At 68.6% G+C, this 25,218-nt stretch carries 24 protein-coding genes and 1 pseudogene; 18 read left to right on the top strand and 7 right to left on the bottom strand.

The window, feature by feature from the left end:
• Positions 1-51: 51 nt before the first annotated feature.
• From J8M50_RS01655 to J8M50_RS01645, 3 genes and pseudogenes are all read left to right on the top strand, one after another.
• The gene (locus J8M50_RS01655) at positions 52-405 is read left to right on the top strand and encodes an ArsR/SmtB family transcription factor (RefSeq protein ID WP_010351707.1); all 354 of its coding nucleotides are present in this window, start codon (positions 52-54) and stop codon (positions 403-405) included.
• Positions 402-1,073 (top strand): annotated as a pseudogene (locus J8M50_RS01650) (aquaporin); the annotation flags it as partial. The gene J8M50_RS01655 and the pseudogene J8M50_RS01650, both read left to right, overlap by 4 nt.
• 270 nt (positions 1,074-1,343) lie before the next feature.
• On the top strand, positions 1,344-1,748 hold the full coding sequence (locus J8M50_RS01645) for an arsenate reductase ArsC (protein WP_010351705.1): 405 nt from the start codon (positions 1,344-1,346) through the stop codon (positions 1,746-1,748).
• 74 nt (positions 1,749-1,822) lie between these two features.
• Here the strand turns inward: J8M50_RS01645 and J8M50_RS01640 are convergent, their stop codons facing one another.
• Both J8M50_RS01640 and J8M50_RS01635 read right to left on the bottom strand, forming a co-directional pair.
• Entirely contained in the window at positions 1,823-2,038 is a 216-nt protein-coding gene (locus J8M50_RS01640; protein WP_010351704.1) for a DUF397 domain-containing protein, read from the bottom strand.
• Positions 2,035-2,865 (bottom strand): helix-turn-helix domain-containing protein, encoded by an 831-nt coding sequence (locus tag J8M50_RS01635; RefSeq protein ID WP_010351703.1) that lies wholly within the window; start codon positions 2,863-2,865, stop codon positions 2,035-2,037. Before J8M50_RS01635 ends, J8M50_RS01640 begins: the two co-directional genes overlap by 4 nt.
• A 146-nt stretch (positions 2,866-3,011) precedes the next feature.
• On the opposite strand from J8M50_RS01635, the gene J8M50_RS01630 reads away from it, so the two are divergent.
• The 6 genes from J8M50_RS01630 to J8M50_RS01605 all read left to right on the top strand — a co-directional run bounded on the left by J8M50_RS01630 (position 3,012) and on the right by J8M50_RS01605 (position 7,472).
• The gene (locus tag J8M50_RS01630) at positions 3,012-3,305 is read left to right on the top strand and encodes a hypothetical protein (protein ID WP_141655547.1); all 294 of its coding nucleotides are present in this window, start codon (positions 3,012-3,014) and stop codon (positions 3,303-3,305) included.
• Complete coding sequence (locus J8M50_RS01625) at positions 3,302-3,604, top strand: hypothetical protein (protein ID WP_306044418.1); 303 nt, start codon at positions 3,302-3,304, stop codon at positions 3,602-3,604. Before J8M50_RS01630 ends, J8M50_RS01625 begins: the two co-directional genes overlap by 4 nt.
• 897 nt (positions 3,605-4,501) lie before the next feature.
• Complete coding sequence (locus tag J8M50_RS01620; protein WP_010351700.1) at positions 4,502-4,975, top strand: NUDIX domain-containing protein; 474 nt, start codon at positions 4,502-4,504, stop codon at positions 4,973-4,975.
• Positions 4,976-5,140: 165 nt separating this feature from the next.
• On the top strand, positions 5,141-5,377 hold the full coding sequence (tgmA, locus tag J8M50_RS01615) for a putative ATP-grasp-modified RiPP (protein ID WP_010351699.1): 237 nt from the start codon (positions 5,141-5,143) through the stop codon (positions 5,375-5,377).
• Positions 5,378-5,394: 17 nt separating this feature from the next.
• Entirely contained in the window at positions 5,395-6,327 is a 933-nt protein-coding gene (locus J8M50_RS01610) for an MvdC/MvdD family ATP grasp protein (protein WP_223786139.1), read from the top strand.
• Positions 6,328-6,371: 44 nt separating this feature from the next.
• Positions 6,372-7,472 carry a methyltransferase domain-containing protein gene (locus tag J8M50_RS01605; protein WP_059045182.1) on the top strand — a complete coding sequence of 367 codons (1,101 nt, stop codon included), beginning with the start codon at positions 6,372-6,374 and terminating at the stop codon, positions 7,470-7,472.
• A gap of 154 nt (positions 7,473-7,626) precedes the next feature.
• Here the strand turns inward: J8M50_RS01605 and J8M50_RS01600 are convergent, their stop codons facing one another.
• The gene (locus J8M50_RS01600; protein ID WP_010351696.1) at positions 7,627-7,890 is read right to left on the bottom strand and encodes a GntR family transcriptional regulator; all 264 of its coding nucleotides are present in this window, start codon (positions 7,888-7,890) and stop codon (positions 7,627-7,629) included.
• A 183-nt stretch (positions 7,891-8,073) separates the two neighbouring features.
• On the opposite strand from J8M50_RS01600, the gene J8M50_RS01595 reads away from it, so the two are divergent.
• Together J8M50_RS01595 and J8M50_RS01590 are read left to right on the top strand one after the other, a co-directional pair.
• Positions 8,074-8,421: a hypothetical protein gene (locus J8M50_RS01595; protein ID WP_010351695.1), complete on the top strand. Its 348-nt coding sequence runs from the start codon at positions 8,074-8,076 to the stop codon at positions 8,419-8,421.
• Positions 8,418-8,636, top strand: coding sequence for a hypothetical protein (locus tag J8M50_RS01590; RefSeq protein ID WP_010351694.1), 219 nt, complete (start codon positions 8,418-8,420; stop codon positions 8,634-8,636). The genes J8M50_RS01595 and J8M50_RS01590 overlap by 4 nt, the downstream gene beginning before the upstream one ends.
• 148 nt (positions 8,637-8,784) lie before the next feature.
• Here J8M50_RS01590 and J8M50_RS01585 read toward each other — a convergent pair whose 3' ends face one another.
• Positions 8,785-10,866 (bottom strand): ATP-binding SpoIIE family protein phosphatase, encoded by a 2,082-nt coding sequence (locus J8M50_RS01585; RefSeq protein WP_010351693.1) that lies wholly within the window; start codon positions 10,864-10,866, stop codon positions 8,785-8,787.
• Between the two features lie 164 nt (positions 10,867-11,030).
• Here J8M50_RS01585 and aspS point away from each other — a divergent pair, with 164 nt between their 5' ends.
• From aspS to J8M50_RS01565, 4 genes are all read left to right on the top strand, one after another.
• On the top strand, positions 11,031-12,794 hold the full coding sequence (aspS, locus tag J8M50_RS01580) for an aspartate--tRNA ligase (protein ID WP_010351692.1): 1,764 nt from the start codon (positions 11,031-11,033) through the stop codon (positions 12,792-12,794).
• Between the two features lie 119 nt (positions 12,795-12,913).
• Entirely contained in the window at positions 12,914-13,897 is a 984-nt protein-coding gene (locus J8M50_RS01575) for an intradiol ring-cleavage dioxygenase (protein ID WP_029183566.1), read from the top strand.
• Between the two features lie 172 nt (positions 13,898-14,069).
• Positions 14,070-14,738, top strand: a complete 669-nt coding sequence (locus tag J8M50_RS01570) for an alpha/beta fold hydrolase (protein ID WP_040835684.1) — start codon at positions 14,070-14,072, stop codon at positions 14,736-14,738.
• A gap of 191 nt (positions 14,739-14,929) precedes the next feature.
• The gene (locus J8M50_RS01565; RefSeq protein ID WP_029183565.1) at positions 14,930-16,273 is read left to right on the top strand and encodes a pectate lyase family protein; all 1,344 of its coding nucleotides are present in this window, start codon (positions 14,930-14,932) and stop codon (positions 16,271-16,273) included.
• A gap of 150 nt (positions 16,274-16,423) precedes the next feature.
• Here the strand turns inward: J8M50_RS01565 and metG are convergent, their stop codons facing one another.
• Together metG and J8M50_RS01555 are read right to left on the bottom strand one after the other, a co-directional pair.
• Complete coding sequence (metG, locus tag J8M50_RS01560) at positions 16,424-18,139, bottom strand: methionine--tRNA ligase (RefSeq protein ID WP_010351688.1); 1,716 nt, start codon at positions 18,137-18,139, stop codon at positions 16,424-16,426.
• A gap of 141 nt (positions 18,140-18,280) precedes the next feature.
• Complete coding sequence (locus J8M50_RS01555) at positions 18,281-20,410, bottom strand: VWA domain-containing protein (RefSeq protein ID WP_010351687.1); 2,130 nt, start codon at positions 20,408-20,410, stop codon at positions 18,281-18,283.
• Positions 20,411-20,722: 312 nt separating this feature from the next.
• Here J8M50_RS01555 and J8M50_RS01550 point away from each other — a divergent pair, with 312 nt between their 5' ends.
• Complete coding sequence (locus J8M50_RS01550; protein WP_010351686.1) at positions 20,723-22,810, top strand: PhoX family protein; 2,088 nt, start codon at positions 20,723-20,725, stop codon at positions 22,808-22,810.
• Here J8M50_RS01550 and J8M50_RS01545 read toward each other — a convergent pair.
• Positions 22,807-23,298 (bottom strand): hypothetical protein, encoded by a 492-nt coding sequence (locus J8M50_RS01545; RefSeq protein ID WP_141655546.1) that lies wholly within the window; start codon positions 23,296-23,298, stop codon positions 22,807-22,809. The two genes, J8M50_RS01550 and J8M50_RS01545, sit on opposite strands and share 4 nt — an antisense overlap.
• 111 nt (positions 23,299-23,409) lie before the next feature.
• On the opposite strand from J8M50_RS01545, the gene J8M50_RS01540 reads away from it, so the two are divergent.
• Entirely contained in the window at positions 23,410-23,763 is a 354-nt protein-coding gene (locus J8M50_RS01540; protein ID WP_010351684.1) for a hypothetical protein, read from the top strand.
• Positions 23,708-24,721: an endonuclease/exonuclease/phosphatase family protein gene (locus tag J8M50_RS01535; protein WP_078480511.1), complete on the top strand. Its 1,014-nt coding sequence runs from the start codon at positions 23,708-23,710 to the stop codon at positions 24,719-24,721. The genes J8M50_RS01540 and J8M50_RS01535 overlap by 56 nt, the downstream gene beginning before the upstream one ends.
• Positions 24,722-25,218: the final 497 nt, after the last annotated feature.

Here is a 25,218-nt window from a genome sequence, read left to right as displayed (position 1 = left end):
GTTCTTCGATGCAAGCTTGCGCCTTGTATAGAAGGATGTCAATATAGAGGGATGTCGAAGCAGGAACTCGTGGTGCTCGGGCAGGACTGCTGTACGGGGCTGACGGCCGCGCCGCTGGACGACGCGCAGGCGACCGACCTGGCCAGGACCTTCAAGGCGCTCGGCGATCCGGTCCGGCTGCGCCTGCTGTCGATGATCGCCTCCCGGGCCGGCGGCGAGGTCTGTGTGTGCGACCTGACCCCGGCGTTCGACCTGTCGCAGCCGACGATCTCCCACCACCTGAAGCTGCTGCGGCAGGCGGGGCTGATCGACTCCGAGCGGCGGGGGACGTGGGTGTACTACCGGGTGCTGCCCGGGGTGCTGGACCGGCTGGCCGGGTTCCTGACCAGCGAGGCGGCGACGTGAATGTGCCGCTCGGGCGCCGGGCTCTCGCCGAAGCGGTCGGGTCGGCGGCCCTTGTCGCGGTGGTGGTCGGCTCGGGCATCCAGGCGACGGAGCTGACCGACGACGTCGGGGTCCAGCTGCTGGCGAACTCGCTGGCCACGGTGTTCGGGTTGGGGGTGCTCATCGTGCTGTTCGGGCCGGTTTCCGGTGCGCACTTCAACCCTGTGGTGACGCTCGCGGTCTGGTTCGCCGACCGTCGTACGCCTGGCGGGCTGACGCCGCGTGACCTGGCCGCGTACGTCCTGGCGCAGATGGCCGGGGCGGTTGCGGGCGCGGTTCTGGCCGATGCGATGTTCGGGGAGCCGTTGGTGCGGTGGTCCACTCATGACCGCTCGGCCGGGCATCTGCTGCTCGGCGAAGTGGTTGCGACTGCTGGGCTTGTGCTGCTGGTTCTCGGCTTGGCGCGGACTGGTCGAGCGCGCTTCGGTCCTGTCGCCGTGGCGTCCTACATCGGTGCGGCGTACTGGTTCACGTCCTCGACGTCGTTCGCGAATCCGGCGGTGACGGTCGGCCGGGCCTTCACGGATACGTTCGCCGGGATCGCGCCGGCTTCGGTCGGGCCGTTTGTTGTGGCTCAGGTGGTCGGTGCGGGGCTTGGAGTCGGGCTGGTGGCTGCGGTGTTCGTACGTCCTGTGGGGGGACGGGGCGGGGCTGTCGGTACGGGCGTCGTGGGCGCAGTGGACTCCGTGGGCATCGCGGACGCCGTGGACGCTGCGGACGTCGCGTACGCCGTGGACGTCGCGGGCGCTGCGGATGTCACGGGCGTCTCGGAAGCCGCGGGTGTCTCGGGCGTCACGGAAGCCGCGGGCGTCTCGGGCGTCACGGAAGCCTCAGTCGTCGCGGGCGGCGAACCCGAACTCACCACCTCCTGACCAGCCCTGACCGGAAAGGCACCCGCCATGACCACCCCGTCCGTCCTCTTCGTCTGCGTCCACAACGCCGGACGCTCGCAGATGGCCGCCGCCTTCCTCACCCACCTCGCGGGCGCCCGAGTCCAGGTCCACTCTGCCGGTTCCGCCCCCGCCGACACGGTGAACCCCGCTGTGGTGAAGGCGCTGGCGGAGGTGGGCATCGACATCGCGGCCGAGGTCCCCAAAGTACTGACGGCGGAAGCCGTCCAGGCATCGGACGTCGTCATCACGATGGGATGCGGCGACACCTGCCCGATCTTCCCCGGCAAGCGCTACCTCGACTGGCAACTCCCTGACCCGGCAGGACAGGGAGTCGACGCCGTACGCCCGATCCGCGACGAGATCGAGAAGCGGGTCCGCGGTCTGATCGCTGAGATCGCTCCGGAGGGCTGAGATACCTACGTCGTTTCACGGCAGCAGTCAGCCCCCGTTGCTTCTGAGAGTGAAGCGACGGGGGCTGACAGGTACTACGCGTCGAAGCTGCGGGCGAACTCGACGAAAGTGGCGAAGGCACGGGGACTCAAGGTGAGGCACGGTCCCCCCAGGACCTTGCTGTCACGGACTGGAACAACACCTGTTGTAACTGCCAAGTCAGGAGCCCACTCAAGGCAACTCCCTCCTCCGTTGCCGCTGTAGCTGGACTTGACCCACCTAACGTCAGAGAGGTCAAAGGTGGTGCTCATTTGGGAAGTTCCTCCAAAACGGACCGGATGAAGCCCGCAGAGTCGGCAGGGGACAGCGCAGATGCGCTAAGCAGATCGTAAGCCCGGAGCTTCGTGTCCGCTTCGTCCTGTTCCTCGATCAGGGTTCCTGTGGTGATGGCCTCCTCGTAGGCCACAACAGCCCCGTCTTCCAAGCGCCACAGCGCCAACGACCCCCCGGCAAGCGCATGTCCCCCAAAGGCGAAGGGGAGAACCTGAACGTAGGTGGTGGGAGTGAGCGCAAGCGCAAGTAGCTTCTCCAGCTGCCTACGCATCACCTTTGGACCGCCGTACCCTCGCCGTAAAACCGCCTCGTCCAGCACCGCAGAGAAGTCGGGGCGGGGGTCACCCAAGAGCAAGTCGACCCGAGACATCCGCCCTATGACCAGGTCTTCGATCTCCTGCTCCGTGGCCTTCGGGTTGTGCGTACGGAACTGCGCACGGGCATAGTCCTCGGTTTGAAGCAAACCGGGCACGATCTGTGGCGCGTACTCCTTGATGACGGTTGCCCGTGCTTCCAGTTCCATCCGCCGCTTGAACCGGTCGGGATGGATCTCCTTACGGGCCAACAGATACAGGTCCGTAAAGATCGAATCCGTCCCAAACGCCGCATCGAGTCTGGGCGGCAGCCCTGGCGGCACCGGCGACTCTGCCCGTTCGATTCGGGACAGGTGGGCTTTGGAGACGTTCACGATCTCGGACAGGGCATCAAGGCTCATGTGCGCCTGCTCCCTGTAGTAGCGCATCTTTGCCCCGAACAAGTGTCTGGCCGACCTGTCCGGGGTCAGAGGCTTGGGCTTGGCAGGCATATGCCCTCCATGTTCCAACTCTCATTGCGAGACATGCACTTGTAGCGATGGTAGGTCGCTGCCTGCAAACCTGAGGTCACACAGAGCAAATTGCTTTGCAGGCTTGACAGCCGTAGCGGATCGGCAGAGGGGCGCGGTCGCGAACCATGAACAGATCCCTGACAACGATCCCGATAGCTGCCGTGGCTGAGCTGGAAGCGCTCGTCGACTCGCGGGCGTTCTGGCGGCTGGGACAAGACAGCCACCGAGACTCGGAAAGGGTTGGAATGGCTCTCCCGTCTGATCTCGAACCCGTTCCGGTTGAGGGGTGCGCCGTCTGTGAAGCCGCTGACCGGTTCCGGAACAGAGCGCGCGCCTTGGCCGGGCCGCTGGGGGTCCGGTTCGCTAACGAAACGATCACTGAGCACCCGCACACCGCGCGTGTGGAGGCGGAGTCATGACCGTCTCTCAGAGCCTGGCAGCAACCTCGCCGAGCAACGAACTGAACGGAGGCAGCGGAATGAACGCTCCCGACCCCTCGCGGCCTGTGCCGGAAGTGGGGGCGCTCCTCATGGATGTGACGCGGGATCAGGTAGGGAAGTTCAGGGGTGAGTGGGCGGGGAGGTGGGCGCTGCGGCCGGTGAAGGGTGGGGTCGAGTGGGACGTGGAGCCCGGTGACGTACGGCCGGTCACGGCGGAACAGAGGTTGCGGGCTGAAGTGGGGAAGGCGAACGCGCGGAGTCGGGGTGAGATCGCGTGAGGCATCAACTCCCCTTGCCTGAAAGCTATGTGTGTGTTGCGCGCGCTGAGGGTCGTGTGCGCGGCACGAACGACGTGGCGCCTTTCGTCTTCGACACATCCCAAACGATCTCCCCAGTCCTCGCGATGCGCTGGCTGCATCGGCAGGCTCTTCGCCTTGCCGAACGAGTGGACCCCGACCCCTCGTCGGTTGGCTGGGCTCCTCCTGGGGCGTTCCGCCCGTACGTATCCGGCGGTGATCCTGCTGGTGAACTCCGTTGGTGGGCTGCTTACTTCATGCCGCACGGTGAAGCGCAAGAGCTTCTCAAAGCGGGGGTTCCGCTCACGGCGGTAGTGGAAGACAGCGTTGCAGGGTGCCGGTACGTGCTGTTCACGCAGTCGCTCCAAGCACCGGCAGTAAGCCTTCCCCCTGAGCCCCCGCCCTGGTCACAAGAGTCGTGCCGACGGCGGCACGACTCTTCCCCTTCCGATCAGGGCGGGCCGAACCATCGCGGAAAGCATCGACGCGCTCGGTTGTTCGTCTGATGCTCATCCGCCACAAGTACTCGCCTGCCGCGCCTTTTGGCCGGCGAGTGCGACCGGCACTCGACAACGGCGGAACCCACGTGCAGCCCTCGTAGTCGGCCGCACCGAAGACTCCGCCCCCTGCCCCATGAACTCTCGCTCTGGGGCAGGGGGCGGGACCAACCCCGATCGGCTTTCTGCATGGCGGCTGACGGCCGACCGGGGCCACACCTCAAGTACACAAGGAGCACGCGCCCATGAGCAAGACGATCACGCTGGAAGCCGTCGGGGGCCAGTACCTCCCCCTGGACGTCCCGGACGAGGGCGACGGCTCGGCCTCCACCGATCACGAGTGACGGCGGGGGTCAACGGTATGACTCACAGGGACGTCAGCATGTCCAGCCCACCCCGCCGCAGGATCGGCGCCGTCAGCCTGGTCCTGGACCAGGACGACCGCGTACTTCTGGTGCAGCCCGCCTACAAGTCGGGGAAGTGGCAACTTCCCGGCGGTGGCGCTCAGGAGGGGGAGGCACCGGCGGATGCGGCGGCGCGTGAACTCGCCGAGGAAACCGGCCTGGTCCGCGAGATCAGCCACGCCCTCGTCATCGACTACATGCCCGCGAGCAGTGAAACCGCTGAGGGTTACAACATCGTCGTGGACGGCGGAACGGTGACCCCGGAGGAAGCGGACGCCGTGGCCGTACCCGACAGTGCGGCTCGCGAACTGTCGGCGCTCAAGTGGGTTCCCCTGGACGACCTCGACGTACACGTCGAGACCTACCAGGAACGCCGTATCCGAGAAGCCCTGACGGCGCTCAAGAACGGCCACCGCATCCCGATCCTCACGCGCGGCGAACCCGCCGCCTGACCGCATGAACTCCCGTCCGGCTGCCCCGCATCCCGTGAAGCGAGGCGGCCGGGCGGGTCGCACCGCCAGAACAGCAGCAAGCCCAACGAAAGCAAGTCCCGATCTCAGAGAACGGAGGACCTCGTGCAGCTCGTTGCCTCGCTCCCCCTTCAGGGAGACGCCCCGGTGGCTGTCGCGCCGAAGGGGCTGCGGCCGTACGCGATCAAGGACGCGCGGTTGCATCCCCGGTCCGACGGCGCGGTTCTCTCGGCGCCTGTCTACGACCCGGAGACACAGACCGCCCGCTTCGCGGACGGATCGCCGTTGACGTCCATGGCGACCTCGAAGAAGACCAACCCTGATGGTGACCCCAAGAACCCTCCGCCGAGTGACGAGGGTGGCGACCCTGGGGTATTCGAGTGACGAAAACCGTTCTGGTCGTGGACAGCCCTTACGACGCGGGGACCGACCTCGTCGTGGAACGGCTGTTCACGGCCGGTGTCCCGGTGTTCCGCTTCGACACCCGAGAGTTTCCAGGCGAAATCTCGGTCCGGGCAACTCTCGGTGATGGGGAGTGGGCGGGGTCTCTCGAAACACCCCATCGTCGCGTCGAACTGTCCGACGTCGGGGCCGTCTTCTGGAACCGGCCTCGCTTGTTCGAGTTCCCGGATCTCTCCGAAGCTGACGCCCACTGGGCGCGAGGAGCCGCACGGATCGGATTCGGCGGAGTTCTCACCAGCCTTCCCGTTCCCTACCTGAACCATCCGGCCAAAGCTTCCGCGGCAGAGTTCAAACCCGTACAGCTCCGCACCGCCCACATGTCAGGGCTCAGTACACCGCGCACGCTGATCACGAGTGACAGTGCGGCGGTCCGTGAATTCGCTGCGGAGATCGGAACCCCGCTGATCACCAAGCCTCTCGGCAGTCCGTACATCACGCACTCGGCTGGTACCGAGTCGATGTACACCCGAGAGGTCTCGTTGGAAACGCTGGACGGCGTGGAGACCACCGCGCACCTGTTCCAAGAGCGCGTACCCAAGGCGTACGAGGTGCGCCTGACCTACATCGGGGGAACCTGCCGGGCTGTCAGGATCGATGCGGGGAGCGACATTTCCCGTGTCGACTGGCGGGCGGATTACGACTCGCTGAAATACAGCCCGATCGAAACACCGGCAGAAGTCGCGTTCGGGGTGACCGTCTACACCGCTCGTCTGGGACTTGAGTACGCGGCTTTCGATTTCGTGGTGCGCCCTGGCGGTGAATGGGTCTTCCTGGAGGCCAATCCGTCCGGACAATGGGCCTGGCTCGAAGCGCAAGGCGCCCGGATCGCCGAATACATCAGCCGAACTCTTGAGAGGTGGTGTCACCTGTGACAGATAATTTCCGGACTCGGAAACTTGCCGATCAGCTCAGAGAAATGGGCGCCGTGCCTTCCGGCCACTGGCATAAGGCGTTCGCGGAAACACCCCGGCATGCGTTCGTCCCCGAGTATTTCCTTTCCCGGGGCGGTGTCCCGACCAGGTGGCAGAAGCTCACCGTTGAGCATGGTCACGCTTGGCTCTGGCCGATCTACGACAACAACACACTCGTCACACGGCTTCAGCCGATCAGGGAAGCCGGTGACGGGTTCTTCACCGGGGTGCCCACGTCGTCCAGCACACAGCCGAGTCTCACGGCCCGGATGCTGGAAGCCGCCGAACTCACCCCGACCGACGAGGTGTTGGACGCGGGTACGGGCACCGGCTACCAAGCCGCTCTCCTCCTGCACCGGCTCCACGACAGCGCACAACTCGTCTCGGCGGACATCGACCCCGACCTGACGGACTCCGCGCGCCGGGCACTCGCGTCGCTCGGGCACACACCCGAGGTCGTGACGACGGACATCCGTACGCACGACTGGGGACGGACGTTCGCCAAAGTGATCGTCACCTGTGCGCTGCCCGAGGTGACCGAGACGCTGCGGGCGGCTGTCGCCCCCGGTGGACGTCTGATCGTCAACCTGTTCCCGCCCATGAGCGGCGGACTTGCTGTCCTGGATGCCAAGGAGGACGGCAGCCTTGAAGGCCGCTTCCACGCGGACGGCGGCTCCTACATGGCCGCCAGAGGGAAGACACCCCAAGCCGATCCCCCCGTGGCCGAGGTCTCCGCGGAAGGGCGCCCGACCGACGTACCGGTGGATGCGTTCGACGACTACCACTTCACGTTCCTGCTCGCCGTGCACCTTCCCGGCGCGCAGCTCCAGTACGGCACGGACGACGACTCGCCCTCGACCGTCATGCGCCGGCTCGTGATGCCCGATGGCGACTGGGCCGAGAGCGTGTACGTCCCCGGCGCCGGGCCGTACGTCCGCGAAGGCGGGGACACCGGCGTCTGGGACACCGTGGAACGCTGGTGGTCCTGGTACCTCGCCCAGGACCGCCCGCCATGGGACCGGTTCGGGCTCACCGTCACCTACGAGGGACACACCCTCTGGCTCGACTCCCCCGAAAACAAACAGTTATGGCGCCTGCCCGTCTGACCCCCGAGCCGCCCCGCCCGTGTGCCCCATGGCATGCGAGCGGGGCTCTCTTCCCCTACGACACGGACGAACGAGGATCACGGCCGACCATGCCGCTGCAATGCACCGCCTTCACCGAGCTGCGGCTGCGCATCCTCAGACTCAAGGGCGAGAGCTAATCAGCTTTGTCCGGCTTCGCAGGGTCGATGACGAACGTGCCTTTCCCCCACTCGGTGAAGACCAGCCCGCGTTCCCTGAGCACCCCCACGGCCCGCCGGGCAGTCATGCGCGCGACTCCGAAACGCTCGGACAGTTCGGCGTCACTCGGGATGCGGTCTCCCGGCCCGTACGTCCCGTTCTGGATCTCCGCTGCGAGCGCGTCAAGCACCCGTAGGTACGGGGCACGGGGCGTGTACGAGGGCTGCGGTCGCTCGGGCATGGCGAAAGCGTAGACAACGGGTCACCCCATGGCGACTTAGATCAGTAGATCTGCTGTATGGGTAGATGACTTAGAGGAGTTGCTCTATCGTCGTCTCAGAACGAACAGAAACACCCCGGGTGGACCGGTCCTAAGCGGTCCACCCGGGGCTCGCCAAGACAGCTTTAGGGAGCTGACTGACGTATGCGCGATGCTATCGCCCGCGCCCTCACCTGGGTGCTCGCCGTCCTCACCCCCCGCCGACGCCCCGGGCGTCACAGCGCCGAATTCCTCACGGTGCAACCGCAGATCACCGAGGCCACCCCGGACGTCATCCCCGCCTCCCCCTGGTCCCGCCCGTGGACCAGCGCCACGAAAGAGGAGGCCGCCGCACGGTTCCGGCAACAAGACGCGGACACACTCGAACTCCACCGACAGCGGGAACGGCGCCACGCGCTCACGCTCGCCACGATGGGCATCGACTACCCGTACATCTACCCTGATGCCCCTTTCGGTCCCGAAGCGTTCACCGCGGCAGGGGTGAACGTATGAACCACGACGGACTGACCGGCACACTCTCCGCCCCCTTCGGTGCCGCGTGCTGCCGCTGTGAACGGTGGAGCGCTGCGGCGATCCCGTGCCGCTACATCGAGCGCGCGAGCGGCCCCGGCGTCACCCTCTACGCCTGCCCGGACTGTGTCCTCGTCGTCGGCGTGGGACCTGTGGCGGACGACGTGATCCACGGGATGACGGAGAACGGCATCTGACCAGACGCCAACAGGGCGGCCCCGTACGGCACTTCGCCGGGCGGGGTCGTCCTTGCGAGGTAGGCCGGACGACGGTCGGCGGCGGTGGAGCCGTAGTACCTGTGGCTCCCGAGTGCTACGACGCGGCGGCGCCTCGGACCCGCCCCGCTCACCCCGCCTCGAACAGCTCGAACCAGATGCTCTTCCCCTCCCCCCTCGGATCCACCCCCCACCCATCCGCAAGGAGATCCATCAGCACCAACCCCCGCCCCGACGACGCCAGTTCACCGGGCCGGCGTTTGTGGGGCAGGTCGTCGCTCGTGTCGGTGACCTCTACGCGGAGGCGTCGCGTGCCAGGGGGGCCGGTGATTTCTGCCAGGAGGAGGGCGTCCGCGTCGGTGTGGACGAGGACGTTCGTGAGGAGTTCGGAGAGCAGGAGGACCGCGGAGTCGAGCTGGTCCGGGGAGGGCCAGTCGTGGAGGAGGTCGCGGAGTTGGTGGCGGGCCTCGGCGACGCGTTCCGGTTCGGACTGGGCGATCGTCAGGAGCGTACGGCGAGGGAGCGTGCGTACGGCGGGGCCTGCGGGCGTGCGGGAGAGGAGCAGGAGGGCGATGTCGTCCTCGCGGCGGTCGGCGAGGGGGCCGATCGTGTGGTGGGAGGAGGGGCCGAGGACCGTCTGGACCAAGGCGTCGGCTAGTCCTTCCAGTGTCCCCGGGTACGACTCCAGGGTCTCCCTGATCCGCTTCCACCCCGTGTCGAGGTCGTGCCCGCCGGTCTCCAGCAACCCGTCCGTGCACAGCATCAGCGTCTCGCCGGGGTCCAGGGTGAGCCGGGACGTGGGGTAGTCGGTGTCCGGGTCGATCCCGAGAGGGAGGCCGCCCGCCGTGGAGCGGAGCAGGACCGTGCCGTCGGACATGCGGACCGCCGGGTCGAGGTGGCCGGCGCGGGCCGTCTCCAGGACGCCGGTCTCCGGGTCGACCTCGACGTAGAAGCAGGTCGCGAAGCGCGGGGAGTCGTCCGTATGGGTGAGGCCGTAGAAGAAACGGGACGCCCGGGAGAGGACCGCGTCGGGCCGGTGCCCCTCGGAGGCGTAGGCCCTGAGAGCTATCCGCAGCTGGCCCATCAGGCCCGCGGCGCGTACGTCGTGGCCCTGGACATCCCCGATGACCAGCGCGAACCCGCCGCGCGGCAGCGGGATCATGTCGTACCAGTCACCCCCTACCTGAAGGCCACCCCCGGTCGGGATGTAGCGCGCGGCCAGGGTCATGCCGGGTATCTCGCCCAGCGTCGGCAGCATCGAGCGCTGGAGGCCGTCGGTCAGTTCGCGCTGGGTCTCGGCGGCTCCCGCCCTGCTCAGGGCCTGTGCCAGCATGCGGGCGACGGTCGTCAGGACCGAGCGCTCGTCCGGGGTGAAGGCGACGGGGTAGGTGAACGCGGCCATCCACGCACCCATCGTCCGCCCGGCGACGGTCAGCGGGAGGAAGGCCCAGGACCGGCGGCCGAAGTGGGCCGCGAGGGGCCAGGTGAGGGGGTAGCGCTCCTGGTACTTCTCGGGGGAGGAGAGGTATACCGCGCGCCCCGTACGTACTACCTCCGCAGCGGGATAGTCCGTCTGCACCGAGAGGTGCGTGAAGGGCGCCTCCTCGCCGGGCTGCTGCCCGTGGTGCCCGATCACCGTCAGCCGGTCGCCCTCCACCCCGAAGACGGCCAGCCCGTCGGGGGTGAACCCCGGCATCGACAGCCCGGCTGCTACCCGTAGTACTTCAGAGGTAGACCGCGCCTCCGCCAGCGCGCGCCCCGCGTCCAGCAGGAAGGCCTCCCGCGAGCGCCGCCAGTCCCCGGTCACCGCACGCCGCCCCGCCGGGGTGCCCGGCGCCGGTTCGGTCACCTCCTGGAGGGTGCCGATCAGTTCGTACGCGCGCTTCACCGGATCGAACGACGGCTTCGAGCGGCTGCGTACGACCCGGACGACCCGCCCCTGGTCGTCCATGATCCGGATCCGGACCTCCGCGAGCGTCCGCTCGGCGACGGCGAGCTGGATGACGCCGGTGATCTCGTTCCAGTCGACGGGGTGCAGCCGGGCCCGGGTCCGGGCCTCGGTGAGAACCGTTTCTTCGGCGGGCAGCCCGAGCAGCCGGGCCGCCTCGGCGTCGAGGGTGACGAGGCCGGACGCCGTGGACCAGTGCCAGACGCCGGTCGAGAGAGCGGCGAGGACCTGCTCCACCGCGGGCAGGGGCTCACCAGTGCGCATTGCCCTACTTTAAGAAGATTTTCGGCCAGGACGCCAGTGTTGTCGTACGACCGCCGTCCGCCCGCCCTTATTCGGAAGGGTGGTTTCAAGGCGGCCGGTACCCTTGAGGCGACCGAGGATCGCAACACGCGTGACCGAAATCCACGTAAGGACGATGAACGAAGATGCATCGGTACAGGTCCCACACCTGCGGCCAGCTCCGCGCCTCTGACGTCGGTGCCGACGTCCGGCTGAGCGGCTGGCTGCACAATCGGCGCGACCTGGGCGGCATCCTCTTCATCGATCTGCGCGACCACTACGGCATCACGCAGCTCGTCGCCCGGCCCGGCACCCCCGCGTACGACGCCCTCGACAAGGTCAGCAAGGAGTCGACCGTCCGCGTCGACGGCCGCGTTGTTTCACGTGGAACAGAGAACGTGAACGCCGACCTCCCCACCGGCGAGATCGAGGTCGAGGTCGCCGAGGTCGAACTCCTCGGCGCCGCCCAGCCGCTCCCCTTCACCATCAACGCCGAGGACGGCGTCAACGAGGAGCGCCGCCTGGAGTACCGCTTCCTCGACCTGCGCCGCGAGCGCATGCACCGCAACATCATGCTGCGTACGGCCGTGATCTCGGCGATCCGGCACAAGATGGTCGCCCTCGGGTTCAACGAGATGGCCACCCCGATCCTCACCGCGACCTCCCCCGAGGGCGCGCGCGACTTCGTGGTCCCCTCCCGGCTGCACGCGGGCCGCTTCTACGCGCTCCCGCAGGCGCCGCAGCAGTTCAAGCAGCTGCTGATGATCTCCGGGTTCGACCGGTACTTCCAGATCGCGCCGTGTTTCCGCGACGAGGACGCCCGCGCCGACCGCTCGCCCGGCGAGTTCTACCAGCTCGACGTCGAGATGAGCTTCGTCGAGCAGGAGGACGTCTTCCAGCCGATCGAGAAGCTCATGACCGAGCTGTTCACCGAGTTCGGCGGCGGCCGGGAGGTCACCTCGCCGTTCCCGCGCATCCCGTTCCGCGAGTCGATGCTCAAGTACGGCTCCGACAAGCCGGACCTGCGCGCCCAGCTCGAACTCGTCGACATCACCGACATTTTCGAGGGCTCCGAGTTCAAGGCGTTCGCCGGGAAGCACGTACGCGCGCTGCCTGTGCCGGACGTCTCCGCCCAGTCGCGGAAGTTCTTCGACCAGCTCGGCGAGTACGCGATCTCGCAGGGTGCGAAGGGTCTCGCCTGGGTGCGCGTCGGTGAGGACGGCTCGCTGTCCGGCCCGATCGCGAAGTTCCTCACCGAGGAGAACGTCGCCGAGCTGACCAAGCGGCTCTCGCTCGCCGCCGGGCACGCCGTGTTCTTCGGCGCCGGTGAGTTCGACGAGGTCTCCAAGATCATGGGCGCGGTCCGCGTCGAGGCCGCCAAGCGCGCCGGGCACTTCGAGGAGGGCGTCTTCCGGTTCTGCTGGATCGTCGACTTCCCGATGTACGAGAAGGACGAGGAGACCGGCAAGATCGACTTCTCGCACAACCCGTTCTCCATGCCGCAGGGCGGGATGGACGCGCTGGAGAACCAGGACCCGCTGGACATCCTGGCCTGGCAGTACGACATCGTCTGCAACGGCGTCGAGCTGTCGTCCGGCGCGATCCGGAACCACGAGCCGGACATCATGCTGAAGGCGTTCAACATCGCCGGGTACGACGCCGAGACCGTCGAGCGCGAGTTCGCGGGCATGCTGCGCGCGCTGCGGTTCGGCGCCCCGCCGCACGGTGGCATCGCCCCGGGTGTCGACCGCATCGTCATGCTGCTGGCCGACGAGCCCAACATCCGCGAGACCATCTCCTTCCCGCTCAACGGCAACGCCCAGGACCTGATGATGGGTGCGCCTACGGAGCTGGAGGAGTCGCGGCTGCGGGAGCTGCACCTGAACATCAGGAAGCCGCAGCCGAAGTAGTCACCGGGTAGTACCTGAGTAGGGGGCCGGGGATCATGGCGATCTCCGGCCCCCTACTCGTTGCTTACGTACAGCCGGAGCCCACGGTGGTGACAGGCTTCTTACCTACCTTCCTTGCCATGACGGGAAACGAGAGCACCGAGAAGGTTCAAGGCCCCAGGCACAGAAGGAACTTGACGCGCCGTAAGGTCGTCGTCGCGGGTGGCGCCGCCGTCGCCGCGGTCGGGGGCGCGAGTGTGCTGGCGGTGAGCGCGAGCGCCGGCGAGCCGGGCAAGGGGACGGGTGCGGGCACTGGTGCGAGCGGCAAGAAGGTCACCGCGTCGGCCTCCGCCTCCGCCGGGACGGTCTGCTACAAGCTCACCTCCGAGACCACCGAGGGCCCCTACTACATCGACGCCGACAAGCTCCGCCAGGACATCACCGAGGACAAGGCGGGCATCCCGCTGACCCTCCAGCTCAAGGTGATCGACTCCGAGACCTGCAAGCCGGTGCCGAACGCGGCGGTCGACGTCTGGCATTGCGACGCGCTCGGGCTGTACTCCGGGTACGAGTCGTTCTCGCAGGGCGGTGGAGGCGGCGGGGGTGGGACTCCGCCGAGCGGGACTCCGACGGACGTCCCCAGCGGTACCCCGACGGGTGAGCCCCCGTCCGGCGGAGGCGGCGGCGGTGGCGGTGGCGGCGGGCACGAGGAGCCGACCAGCGACACCCGCTACCTGAGGGGTACGTGGCGTACGGACCGGAACGGCAACGTCACCTTCAGGACCGTCTTCCCCGGCTGGTACCAGGGCCGCTGCGTCCACATCCACACCAAGGTGCACGTCAACGGCGAGTGGACCGACGCCGGGTACGAGGGCGGCACCACCTGTCACACCGGGCAGCTCTTCTTCGACGAGGACACGGTGGTTCTGACAGAGGCCGTCGAGCCGTACTCCACGAGTACGGCGACCCGGACCACCCTCACGGAGGACACCATCTACGACCAGAGCGGCACGACCGGCGGCCTGCTCAAGCTGAAGTACAGCAAGAGCAACATCGTCAGGGGCGTCGTCGCCTCCCTCACGATGGGGGTCGACCCGGACACGACGAACGAGGGCACCGGCTGACCGGGGCGGCGACCTGATCGACGTACGGATCGTGAGTACGGCGGCCCCTTTCGCGCGACGGTGCGGAAGGGGCCGTGTTCTTGGCTTTGATGTGGAGCCGAACTCGCTGTCTGATGAGGCTTGTTGACTGAGCGTCATGAAGCCGGACGCCCTCCCGGCCTACGATGACGCGATGAAGTACGTGATGGTGCCGGGTGGTTGGCAGGGCGGGTGGGCATTCGACGCCGTGGCCGACGAGTTGAGGCGGGACGGCCATCAGGTCGAGGCCGTGACCCTGGCGGGGCTGGAGCCGGACGGCCCGGCCGACGTGGACCGGCCGCCGAACCTCGACGCCCATATCGCCCAGGTCGCCGAGATCGTCGAACGCGGCGACGGGAAGCCCGTCGCGCTGTGCGGGCACAGTTACGGCGGTATGGTGATCGCCGGAGTCGCGGACCGGCTCGGCGACCGGCTCGACCAGGTCGTCTACATCGACGCGTACGTCCCGGCCGACGGGGACTCGTGCTGGTCCCTGACCAGCGACGACTTCCGGGAACTGTTCATCGCCGGCGTCCGCGCCGACGGCCGGTGGGTCGCCGTACCCGAAGGGCTCGACCCCCGCGCGCGACCGCACCCGCTGCCGAGCTTCGTCCAGGCGGTCGGGCTGGGAGGCGGGCCGCGCGGCGGGACGTACATCAGTGGTGGTGCCTGGCCGGGCAGCCCGTTCACGGATCTGACCGAACGGCTGCGGGGGGAGCCGGGCTGGCGGGTGCACGAGATTCCTGTCGGCCACAACATCGCGCGGCGTGACCCCGGGAGCCTCGCGGCTGTGCTGCGCGCGCTGGCGGCGGGCTCTGTCTGACGTACTCGCAGAGGGGCGCGGCGTTCGCGTGGGGTGGGTGGGGCGAGGTTTCTCCGGAGGGGCTGGAGGCGTCTGTGAGGGCCGTGCGGAAAAAGTCTGGTCGTGCGGCAACCTTCCTTCACCCGGCGCCCACTGACGGGTCGTAAGCAGCAGCGCACCCGCTGCACAGCAGACCCGTAAGGACTTCCTTCGTGGCAACTTCCTCTCACCGCCGGTCAGTTCGCAAGCGCCGCACCCTCATGGTGTCCGCCGCAGTCGTGGCCGCCGGGGTCGGGGCCGGGGTGTTCGTGCTGAACGCGAACGCCGGGGCGGCGGACCTGTACCACCAGACGCTGGCAGCGAAGGACGGCTGGGCGTCGTACGGGAGCGGGACCACGGGCGGGGCGAAGGCCGACGCCGCGCACACCTTCACCGTCTCCACCCGCGCGCAGCTCGTGAAGGCGCTGGGGTCGGCGGCGGACAGGACGCCCCGGATCATCAAGATCAAGGGCACCATCGACGCGAACACGAACGACGCGGGCAAGAAGCTCACCTGCGCGGAGTACGCCTCAGGTACGGGGTACTCGCTGGCGTCGTACCTGAAGGCGTACGACCCCTCCACCTACGGACGTAAGAAGCTGCCGTCCGGGACGCAGGAGAAGGCGCGGGCCTCGGCGCAGGTCAAGCAGGCCAAGAACATCGTGTTCAAGGTGCCCGCGAACACGTCGATCGTGGGCGTGCCGGGGTCCAGGGCCGGGATCACCGGGGGGAGCCTCCAGATCCAGAACGTCGACAACGTCGTCGTCCGCAACCTGACGCTGTCGGCGACCGAGGACTGCTTCCCGCAGTGGGACCCCACCGACGGCAGCACCGGCAACTGGAACAGCCAGTACGACTCGGTGACCCTCCGGGGTGCCACTCACGTATGGGCGGACCACAACACGTTCACCGACGCGCCGCACTTCGACGGGGTCAACCCCAAGTACTACGGGCGGGAGTACCAGATCCACGACGGGGCGCTCGACATCACCAAGGGCTCCGACCTCGTCACCGTCTCCCGCAACGTCTTCACCTGCCACGACAAGACGATGCTCATCGGGGCCAGCGACACCGACAGCACCGGGAAGCTGCGGGTCTCCATCCACCACAACGTGTGGAAGGGGGTCGTCCAGCGGGCGCCGCTCGCGCGCCTCGGGCAGGTGCACATCTACAACAACTACTACGACATCACCACGCTGAACGGCTACACCCCGCAGTACAGCATCAACGCGCGCGCCAAGGCGCAGGTCGTCGCCGAGAACAACTACTGGAAGGTCCCGGCGGGCACCAAGCTCTCCAAGCTCCTCTCCAGCGACGGCACCGGCTCGGTCAAGAGCACCGGCAACCTCGTCAACGGCGCCTCCACGGATCTGGTGTCCCTCTACAACGCGGCGGCGTCCAAGGACGTGAAGGCGACGGTGAACTGGACCCCGACGCTGACGGCAGGACTCGAATCCACCGCCAGGAACCTCCCCACGGCCCTCGCCTCCACGACCGGCGCGGACACCCTCAAGTAGTCCCCGTGTAGTACCTCGGAGCCACCGGCTCCGGCCGGTCGCGCGGCCACCGGGTGGAGGGACACGGAGGCCGCGCAACGAAGGTGGCCGGTCGGCCCCGGGTGTTCCCCCGGGGCCGACCGGCCACCTCTCGTACGTAGCTCCGGAGTATTACGCCGGCTGCCCGCCGAACCGCTCCTTGTACGTCTCCAGGTCCTCGTCCGTCAGCTTCGCGAACAGGACCGGCGGGACGGTGAAGGGGGTACCGGCCGGGACGGCGGTGAGGGACTTCGCCGCGTCCGGGGTGATCCAGGCCGCCGTGTCGTCGGCGAGGGCGAAGGACTCGCGCATCGTCTTCGACGTCGCCGGGATGAAGGGCTCCGAGACCACCGAGTACAGGTGGATGAGGTTCATCGCCGTACGGAGGGTCAGCGCCGCGCCCTCGGGGCTGGTCTTGATCTCCAGCCAGGGCGCCTTCTCCTCCAGGTAGGAGTTGCCGGCCGACCACAGGGCGCGCAGCGCGGACGCGGCCTTGCGGAACTGGAGCGCGTCCATGTGCTCCTCGTACTCCGCGAGCAGCCGGGCGATCTCCTCGCCGAGCCGCGCCTCGGGCTCGCCCGCCTCGCCGCCCGCCGGGACCTCGTCGCCGAACCGCTTCTTCGAGAAGGACAGGACGCGGTTGACGAAGTTGCCGAGCGTGTCGGCGAGATCCTTGTTCACGGTCGCCGTGAAGTGCTCCCAGGTGAACGAGGAGTCGTCCGACTCGGGCGCGTTGGCGATGAGGAAGTACCGCCAGTAGTCGGCGGGGAGGATGCTGAGCGCCTGGTCGGTAAAGACCCCGCGCTTCTGGGAAGTCGAGAACTTCCCGCCGTAATACGTCAGCCAGTTGAAGGACTTGACGTAGTCGACCATCTTCCACGGTTCACGGACGCCGAGTTCGGTCGCCGGGAACATCACCGTGTGGAAGGGGACGTTGTCCTTCGCCATGAACTCCGTGTAGCGGACGGTGTCTTGAGACTCGTACCACCACGACTTCCAGTCCCGGTTCGCCGGGTCCTGGTCGGACCACTCCTTCGTCGCGGCGATGTACTCGATCGGCGCGTCGAACCAGACGTAGAACACCTTGCCGTCGGCGGCGAGTTCGGGCCAGGTGTCGGCCGGGACGGGCACGCCCCAGTCGAGGTCGCGGGTGATCGCGCGGTCGTGCAGACCCTCGGTGAGCCACTTGCGGGCGATCGACGAGGAGAGGTGCGGCCACTCCTCCTCGTGCGCCGCGACCCACTCCTCGACCTCGCGCTGGAGCTTCGACTGGAGGAGGAACAGGTGCTTGGTCTCCCGGACTTCGAGGTCCGTCGAGCCGGAGATCGCGCTGCGCGGGTTGATCAGGTCGGTCGGGTCGAGGACGCGCGTGCAGTTCTCGCACTGGTCGCCGCGCGCCTTGTCGTACCCGCAGTGCGGGCAGGTGCCCTCGACGTACCGGTCCGGGAGGAAGCGGCCGTCCGCCGGGGAGTAGACCTGGCGGATCGCACGCTCCTCGATGAAACCGTTCTCATGAAGTTTCCGCGCGAAGTGCTGGGTGATCTCGACGTTCTGCTCGCTGGAGCTGCGGCCGAAGTAGTCGAAGGCGAGCGCGAAGCCGTCGTACACGGCCTTCTGCGCGTCGTGCGCCTGCGCGCAGAACTCGTCGACCGGGAGGCCCCGCTCCTTCGCGGCGAGTTCGGCGGGGGTGCCGTGCTCGTCCGTCGCGCAGATGTAGAGGACGTCGTGGCCGCGCTGGCGCAGGTAGCGGGAGTAGACGTCCGCCGGGAGCATCGACCCCACCATGTTGCCCAGGTGCTTGATTCCGTTGATGTACGGAAGGGCGCTGGTGATGAGGTGTCGAGCCATCGGGGGCTGCTCCCAGGTCGGTTTTGGTTCTCAGGATTCTTGAAATCGTAGCCGACGTGTGTATGCCGCCCGCGCCCCCTTTTTTCCCGGGGGAGCGCGGACGGCATCCGAAGTACTACGGGTATGACGGAGCTACGGGTATTACGGGCGCCAGTTCTTCAGGACGCCCTCGTACAGCTCGTCGTCCGTGAGTCCCTTGGGGGTAGGACCCGCGTGGAAGAAGGACGTGTTGTCCGTCTTCAGCTTGCGGAGGTAGTCGAACGCCTTGTTCTCGTGCTCGCCGAACGCGACGAACGAGAAGAAGAGGCGGGGGTGGGTCTTCGCCGCCTCCGTCAGGGACTGCGTCGCCGGGGTCTTCGCGTCCGGGGCGCCGTCCGTCTGGAACACCACCAGCGCCGGGGCGTCCGGGTCCGCCGACGCGTCGAGGTGCTTCGTGATCGCCTCGACCGCCGCGTGGTACGTCGTACGGCCCATGCGGCCCAGGCCCGCGTGCACGTCGTCCACTCTCGTGTTCGCGTCCTTGTCCGCCAGCGCGAGGTCCGTGGTTCCGTCGACCTCGGTCGAGAAGAACACGACGTGGACGGTCGGGTCGGCGGGGGAGAGGTGCGCGGCCAGCGCGAGGGTCTGATCGGCGAGGGCCTGCGCGGAGCCGTCCTTGTAGAAGGGGCGCATCGATGCGGAGCGGTCGAGGACGAGGTAGGTGGTGGCTCGGGCGGTGGTGAGGCCCAGGTGGGCGAGGGTTAGGGCGGCGGAGGTGTGGGCGGTGGTGAGGTGTGGGGGGATGGTGGGGGAGGCGGTGGGGGCGTCGGCTTCGAGGTCGGCGGCCGGGGTGAGGGTGGGCTCGGCTTCGGCGGCCGGTTCGGCGGGGGCGTCGGCCTCGGTGGTGGGCTCCTCGGGGGCGGCTTCAGCGAGGGCCGGGGAGGCGGCTTCGGTTTCGGCGGCCGGTTCCTCGGTGGGCTCGGGGGCGACTTCGGCGGAGGCGGGGGCCTCTGCTTCGGGGGCCTCGGCGGCGGGCTCGGGGGTGAGGGGCTTGGTCTCGGGAGTTACGCCGTCGGTGGGTTCCGGTGTCGCTTCGGGGGCCGGGGTTTCGGCGACGGTCTCGGTGGGAGCGGCCTCGGGGGCCTCTGCCTCGGTGGCGGCTTCCTCGGAGGTCTCAGGGGCCTGAGCCTCGGCGGGGTCTACCTCGGAGGTAGCGGGGGTCTCTGCCCCGGGCGCGGCGGACGGCTCCTCGGCGGGGGTGGCCTGGTCCTCTGCCTCGGAGGTCTCAGCCGTGGCCTCGGTCGGGGGCGCTTCGGGCTCCGCCTCGGCGGCCGGGGCCTCGGTGTTGTCGGACGCGGGGGTCGACGGTTCCGGCTGGGCCTCGGGAGCGGTGGGCTCGGGGGTGGAGGCGTCCACGACGAGGGCCGGGGAGGTGGAGGGCTCGGCGTCGGTGGCCGGGGCGTCGGCCTCGGCGGCGGGCTCCTCGGGGGCGGTCGTGGGGAGTACCGGTACTACGGGGGGTGCCGGGATCTCCGTGGGGGAGGGCTCTGCTTCCGCAGCCGGTTCCGGCGTCGACTCGGTGTCCGGCGCCTGCATGGGTTCTGCCGATTCGGGCTCGGCCTTCTCCTCGACCTGCGCCGCGTCCACGACCTCCGCTTCGGCGGCGGGCTCCTCGGCGACCGGCGTTTCGGTGACCTCGGCCTCGACCTCGGCTTCCGCGACGGCCGGCGTCTCGACGGACCCGACCTCAGCCTCGGCCTCCGGCGCCTCCGCGACCTCGGCCGCAGGCACGTCGTCCGCCTCGGCTTTCTCGGGGACCTCTACACCCCCTACGACAGAGGTAGCACCGGCGTCGTCCGCCTCCGATACCTCAGCGGTACCCGTAGTACCCGTAGCTCCCACGACGGACTCGGCCTCAGCCGGAGCTGCGACGTCAGCGTCGGTATCGGTTCCGGCCTTGGCCTCAACCTCAGCCGCGACCTCCGCCGAACCGCCCGCCGTCTCAATCTCGCCCTCCGCAACCCCCTCCGGGGACTGCGTCGGTGCCGGGACCTTCACATTGTCGAACGCCGCCGAGACCAGATCGTGCTCGGACGAGTCGGACTGGCGAGGCTCGGGGACGGGCGAAGGCGCGGCGGCCGGTGAAACAGCGGGTGTCGGCGCGGGCGCCTCAGCCGGGCTCTGCGCCGCAGGCTCCTGCTGGGAAGGGACCTGGTCCGCACCCTCTGCTTCGGCGGCACGCTCCTTGCGTGACCTGCCGAACGCGTTTCGCAGGAGAGTGAGAATACCCATGTGCGCAACCCTTCACGTGAGTTGAAGCCCGTCAATCCCTGGCCAGGACGGACACGTAAGGTTAGCGGCCCCACATGGCGATCTTGGGCAGGGGTGAGCGGGACAAGGGGCCAGGTGTCAAACACCCGCCACCGACCGGCGACAACATAAACCGGCCAACTCCGCATCTCCACAAGGGCGTTCACCGCATAGCCCGACAACACCCCGCGAGTCCCCCACCCGTTCATCCACCGTTCACTCACCAGCCCCGCTCCCGCACGGAGGCCCCCCTAGCGTCACGCTGACACCAAGGGCACGCAAGGGGAGAGCAAAGTGCGCAAGCTGCTGCCGATCATCACCACGCAGACCGGTTCCCATCCGGGCGGCCGATCCGCCATGACCTGTCGTTTCCGGTGTGGTGACGCCTGCTTCCACGAGGTGCCCAACACCAGCGACAACGCGTACGTCGGCGACGTGATCGCCGGTGCGCTCAGCCGCCGCGCGATGGTGCGGGCCGCCGCCGTGGTCACCGTCGCCGCAGCGGCGGGCGCGGCCACGGTCACGAACGCGCCGTCGGCCGACGCCTCGACCCTGGGGGCTAAACCGGTAGTACCCGGGAGCTACGGCCAGCCGTCCGAGCAGGCCGCCCGGGGCCTCCGGTACGGCGCGGTCGCCCCGAACCTCACCGACGCGGTCGTCATACCCGAGGGCTACGAGCAGAACGTCGTCGTCCGCTGGGGCGAGCCCATCGTGAAGGGCGCCCCCGCGTTCGACCCGGAGAACCAGACGGCCGCCGCGCAGGCGGGCCAGTTCGGGTACAACAACGACTTCCTCGCCCTCCTCCCCCTGCCGGGCGAGTGCGACCGCCAACTCCTCGTCGCCAACCACGAGTACACCGACGAGATCCTCATGTTCCGCGGCTACGACCCGGCGAACCCGACGCGTCAGCAGGTCGAGGTCGCCTGGGCCGCGCACGGCCTCGCCGCCGTCGTCGTCCAGGAGGACCGCAGGACCGGCAAGCTCACCGCCGTACCCCGTCACCACCTCAACCGGCGGGTCACCGCGACCACCGAGTTCCGGCTGACCGGGCCCGCCGCCGGGTCCGACCTGCTGAAGACCTCCGCCGACCTGACCGGCCGCAAGGTGTACGGGACGCTGAACAACTGCTCCGGAGGTACGACACCCTGGGGTACTACGCTGCACGGCGAGGAGAACTTCAACCAGTACTTCGCGAACTCCTCGCGCGCGACCGACAAGCGGTACGGCATCGGCACCGGCGCCACCGAGCGCAAGTGGGAACGCTTCGACAAGCGGTTCGACGTCGCGCAGGAGCCCAACGAGGTCCACCGGTTCGGGTACGTCGTCGAGTTCGACCCGTACGACCCCTCCTCCACGCCGCGCAAGCACACCGCGCTCGGCCGCTTCAAGCACGAGGCCGCGACCGTCCGGCTCACCGCCGACGGGCGTCCGGTGATCTACTCCGGTGACGACGAACGCTTCGACTACTTCTACAAGTTCGTCGGCAGCAAGAAGATGAAGCGGGGTTCGTCGCGGGCCGTGCGCGAGCACAACCTCTCGCTGCTCGACGAAGGCACGCTGTACGTCGCGAAGTTGACCGGTGACTCGCCCGCGATCGAGATCGACGGGACCGGAAAGCTGCCCGCCGACGGGGAGTTCGACGGCAGCGGCGAGTGGATCCCGCTCGCGACGGCGACCGCGAAGGGCGCCGTCTCGCACGTCGAGGGCATGACCGCCGAGGAGGTGTTCGTCTTCACGCGGCTCGCCGGGGACAAGGCCGGCGCGACGAAGATGGACCGGCCCGAGGACATCGAACCCTCCCCGGTCACCGGCAAGGTGTACGTCGCGCTCACCAACAACTCGAACCGCGGCGTCGGTTCGAACGCGAAGGCGGACGAAGCGAACCCGCGCAACGCCAACAAGCACGGCCACGTACTGGAGTTGACCGAGCACCGGAGCCGTCCCGAGTCGCTGAAGTTCGGCTGGTCGCTGTTCCTCGTCGCGGGTGACCCGAACGACCCGAACACCTACTTCGCCGGCTTCCCCAAGTCCGCTGTCAGCCCCATCTCCTGCCCGGACAACGTGGCGTTCGACCCGCACGGCAACCTGTGGATCTCCACCGACGGCAACCAACTCGGTTCCCACGACGGCCTGTTCGGCGTCGCGACCAAGGGCTCGCGCCGGGGTGAGCTGAAGCAGTTCCTCACGGTGCCGACCGGCGCGGAGACCTGCGGCCCGCTCATCCAGGACCGCCGCGTCCTCGTCTCCGTCCAGCACCCCGGCGAGATCGACGGCGCCTCGGTCGAGAAGCCGGCCTCCACCTGGCCCGACGGCCCCGGCAAGATCGTCCGCCCCTCGGTCGTCTCGGTCTGGCGCAAGGACGGCCGCGACATCGGCGTCTAACTGTCTTGTGCGTGGCTGGACTTGTCCCACCCGGCCGCGAACGCCCAGGTGACCCCCGTCCCCGCCGAGAACCGCAGCATCCCGGCGGGGGCGTCCTGGTACACCGGAACCTCGTTCATGAACGGCGTCACTTTTCCCTTTTCGCACGGAACGGAGAAAGTGGCGCCACCGGGCACCACATCGATGACGAGCCGCCCCACGCCTTCGCACTCGAAGGCGACGGCGAGTGTGCCGCCCGCGCGCATGCCACCGGGGAGCGGGTACTCCGCGTTGCCGGTCTGTACGGCTCCTTTGGCCGCAACCGTCATACCCTCCAACTCGGGTACCCCGACCACAGCCGCTCGCCTGGTTCCGGTCTCGGCCGGTCGCACGGCCGCCGCACTCGCCGTCGGCCGTTCCGCGGGCTGCGAGGCGCCTCCCGCGCTGCAACCGGCGAGCGCCAACGCGGCCACCGAGGCGGCCGTCCCCCATACCTTCGTCCTGGTCATGATGCGAACATTCGTTCCCCGTGCCTGACCTGGTCAAGAGGGTCTGAGCAACCTCAGAGCTACGGAAACCGCCTCGCTCACCCCATAGGGGTACGACTACGGTCGTCACTCATGAGTACTACGACCCCCACCACCACCCTCTGGCGTCCCACCGGTCCCGAGGAACTCGCGTTGGTCGAGGCGAGCGGGTGGACGGCGTGGCCGCCTCGGCTGGTGGAGCAGCCGATCTTCTATCCCGTACTCAATGAGGACTACGCCGTGCGGATCGCGCGGGACTGGAACGTACCCGCGTGCGGGGTGGGGTACGTGACGCGGTTCGAGGTGGAGAGCGCGTTCTTGGCGCGGTATCCCGTGCGGCAGGCTGGTGGGGAGACCATTCTGGAGCTGTGGGTGCCCGCGGAGGAGCTGGATGAGTTCAACGAGCACATCGTCGGACGCATCGAGGTCGTCCGGGAGTTCCGCTGACCCGGCCGTACGGCCCTGGGGGAGGGTGGTCGGCGCCTGGTGCGCGGGCCTGGTGCTGGCCGGGGTGAGCGTGGTCGTCGGCTGCCGGGTCGCGGACGTCGACGCGGTCACCCCGGTGCCCCAACTCCTCGCGTTCCTCCCGTGGTTGCTCGCACCCGTGACTGCCGCCGCCCTCCTCTCCCTGCTCGTCCGCTGGTGGCCGGGACTGCTCTGGGCCGCCGTCGTCCTCGGCTCGCTGGCCTGGTTCCTCCAGCCGTACGGCACCGCTCGCGAACCCGGCGGCCCGGTCGCCGCCCGCCTGAAGGTGCTGACTTCCAACGTCGAGTTCGGCTGGGCCACCGACGCCCTGCTGAGGGCCGTACGCCGTGCGAGCCCCGACATTGTCTTCGTCCAGGAGTGCGAGTACGGCTGTCAGGCCACCCTGCGCCGCGAACTCGCCGCCCCCTACCCGTACCGCCAGGCCATCGAGGGTGATACCTCGGTAGGGTCGGTCATCCTCAGCCGTTACCCCCTCACCCCGGCCGCGACGATCCCCGCCGAGATGGGTATGCCGGGCGCGGTGGCCGACGTCGACGGGACCGCCGTACGCCTCCAGCTCGCCCACCCGAAACCGCCGCTGCCCGGTCAAGTTGACCTGTGGAAGAGGGAGTTGGGCCGCATCGAGGCGTGGGCCGCCCGGCAGGCCGGACCCGTGGTACTCGCGGGGGACTTCAACGCCTCCCAGGACCACGCCGCCTTCCGCCGCATCCTCGGCACGGGCCTCCACGACGCCGCCCGCCTCACCGGAAAGAGCCACGAGCCGAGCTGGCCCTCAAGTACTACCCCCACGTTCGGAGCCCAGATCGACCACGTCCTGCTGAGCGACGACTTCTCGGCGTCGCAAGCCCGTTTCCTCGACCTGCCGGGCACGGACCACCGCGCACTGCTCGTGAACATCGCCCTGCGCCGGCGGGGCTGAACCGCATACGGGGGTGCCGGGCTCTGTGCGAGGGGGGCTGAATGCGGGAGGGGAGGCGAGCCTCGGCCGCGTCGAGGGCGGTGTGGGTCGTCCCGGTGTTGAGTGCGGGAGGGGGGCGAACCCTGGACGTGTGCGCCCTGGCTCCAGCGGTGTAGGTGTAGGTGCAGAGTGCGGGAAGGGGCGAACTCCGAGTGGGCGGGCTGGACTTCGCGCGAGAGGGCGGGCTTCGTACGAGCGGGGCGGGCTCTGTACGGGGGAGAGGCCGAGCTTTGCGAGGGGGCGCCGCCTAGCTCTGCGAGGGGGTCGCTGCCTGCACGGCCGAAGCTGATCCCCGTGCGCGACGGGTCCTCTACGGATGCTGCTGATCCCCATGTGGCGACGGGTTCCCCACGGATGCCGCTGATCTCCGTGCGGCGTCGGGCCTCCATGGATGCCGCTGACCCCCGTCCGGCAACGAGTCCCGCGCGGACGCCGCTGGTCCTCGGCGGGACGGTGGT

This window comes from Streptomyces acidiscabies (assembly GCF_020010905.1).
Classification (GTDB): domain Bacteria; phylum Actinomycetota; class Actinomycetes; order Streptomycetales; family Streptomycetaceae; genus Streptomyces; species Streptomyces acidiscabies.
This window is presented reverse-complemented; position numbering and strand designations above follow the sequence as displayed.

Coding starts and splice junctions, on each gene's coding strand:
- J8M50_RS01545 (WP_141655546.1), bottom strand. CDS start 23,298: ATGACCAGGACGAAGGTATGGGGGACGGCCGCCTCGGTGGCCGCGTTG.
- J8M50_RS01590 (WP_010351694.1), top strand. CDS start 8,418: ATGAACCACGACGGACTGACCGGCACACTCTCCGCCCCCTTCGGTGCC.
- J8M50_RS01645 (WP_010351705.1), top strand. CDS start 1,344: ATGACCACCCCGTCCGTCCTCTTCGTCTGCGTCCACAACGCCGGACGC.
- J8M50_RS01600 (WP_010351696.1), bottom strand. CDS start 7,890: ATGCCCGAGCGACCGCAGCCCTCGTACACGCCCCGTGCCCCGTACCTA.
- metG (WP_010351688.1), bottom strand. CDS start 18,139: ATGGCTCGACACCTCATCACCAGCGCCCTTCCGTACATCAACGGAATC.
- J8M50_RS01575 (WP_029183566.1), top strand. CDS start 12,914: ATGACGGGAAACGAGAGCACCGAGAAGGTTCAAGGCCCCAGGCACAGA.
- J8M50_RS01605 (WP_059045182.1), top strand. CDS start 6,372: ATGGGCGCCGTGCCTTCCGGCCACTGGCATAAGGCGTTCGCGGAAACA.
- J8M50_RS01595 (WP_010351695.1), top strand. CDS start 8,074: ATGCGCGATGCTATCGCCCGCGCCCTCACCTGGGTGCTCGCCGTCCTC.
- J8M50_RS01630 (WP_141655547.1), top strand. CDS start 3,012: ATGAACAGATCCCTGACAACGATCCCGATAGCTGCCGTGGCTGAGCTG.
- J8M50_RS01570 (WP_040835684.1), top strand. CDS start 14,070: ATGAAGTACGTGATGGTGCCGGGTGGTTGGCAGGGCGGGTGGGCATTC.
- J8M50_RS01535 (WP_078480511.1), top strand. CDS start 23,708: ATGAGTTCAACGAGCACATCGTCGGACGCATCGAGGTCGTCCGGGAGT.
- J8M50_RS01540 (WP_010351684.1), top strand. CDS start 23,410: ATGAGTACTACGACCCCCACCACCACCCTCTGGCGTCCCACCGGTCCC.
- J8M50_RS01620 (WP_010351700.1), top strand. CDS start 4,502: ATGTCCAGCCCACCCCGCCGCAGGATCGGCGCCGTCAGCCTGGTCCTG.
- J8M50_RS01585 (WP_010351693.1), bottom strand. CDS start 10,866: ATGCGCACTGGTGAGCCCCTGCCCGCGGTGGAGCAGGTCCTCGCCGCT.
- J8M50_RS01655 (WP_010351707.1), top strand. CDS start 52: ATGTCGAAGCAGGAACTCGTGGTGCTCGGGCAGGACTGCTGTACGGGG.
- J8M50_RS01555 (WP_010351687.1), bottom strand. CDS start 20,410: ATGGGTATTCTCACTCTCCTGCGAAACGCGTTCGGCAGGTCACGCAAG.
- J8M50_RS01625 (WP_306044418.1), top strand. CDS start 3,302: ATGACCGTCTCTCAGAGCCTGGCAGCAACCTCGCCGAGCAACGAACTG.
- aspS (WP_010351692.1), top strand. CDS start 11,031: ATGCATCGGTACAGGTCCCACACCTGCGGCCAGCTCCGCGCCTCTGAC.
- J8M50_RS01640 (WP_010351704.1), bottom strand. CDS start 2,038: ATGAGCACCACCTTTGACCTCTCTGACGTTAGGTGGGTCAAGTCCAGC.
- J8M50_RS01635 (WP_010351703.1), bottom strand. CDS start 2,865: ATGCCTGCCAAGCCCAAGCCTCTGACCCCGGACAGGTCGGCCAGACAC.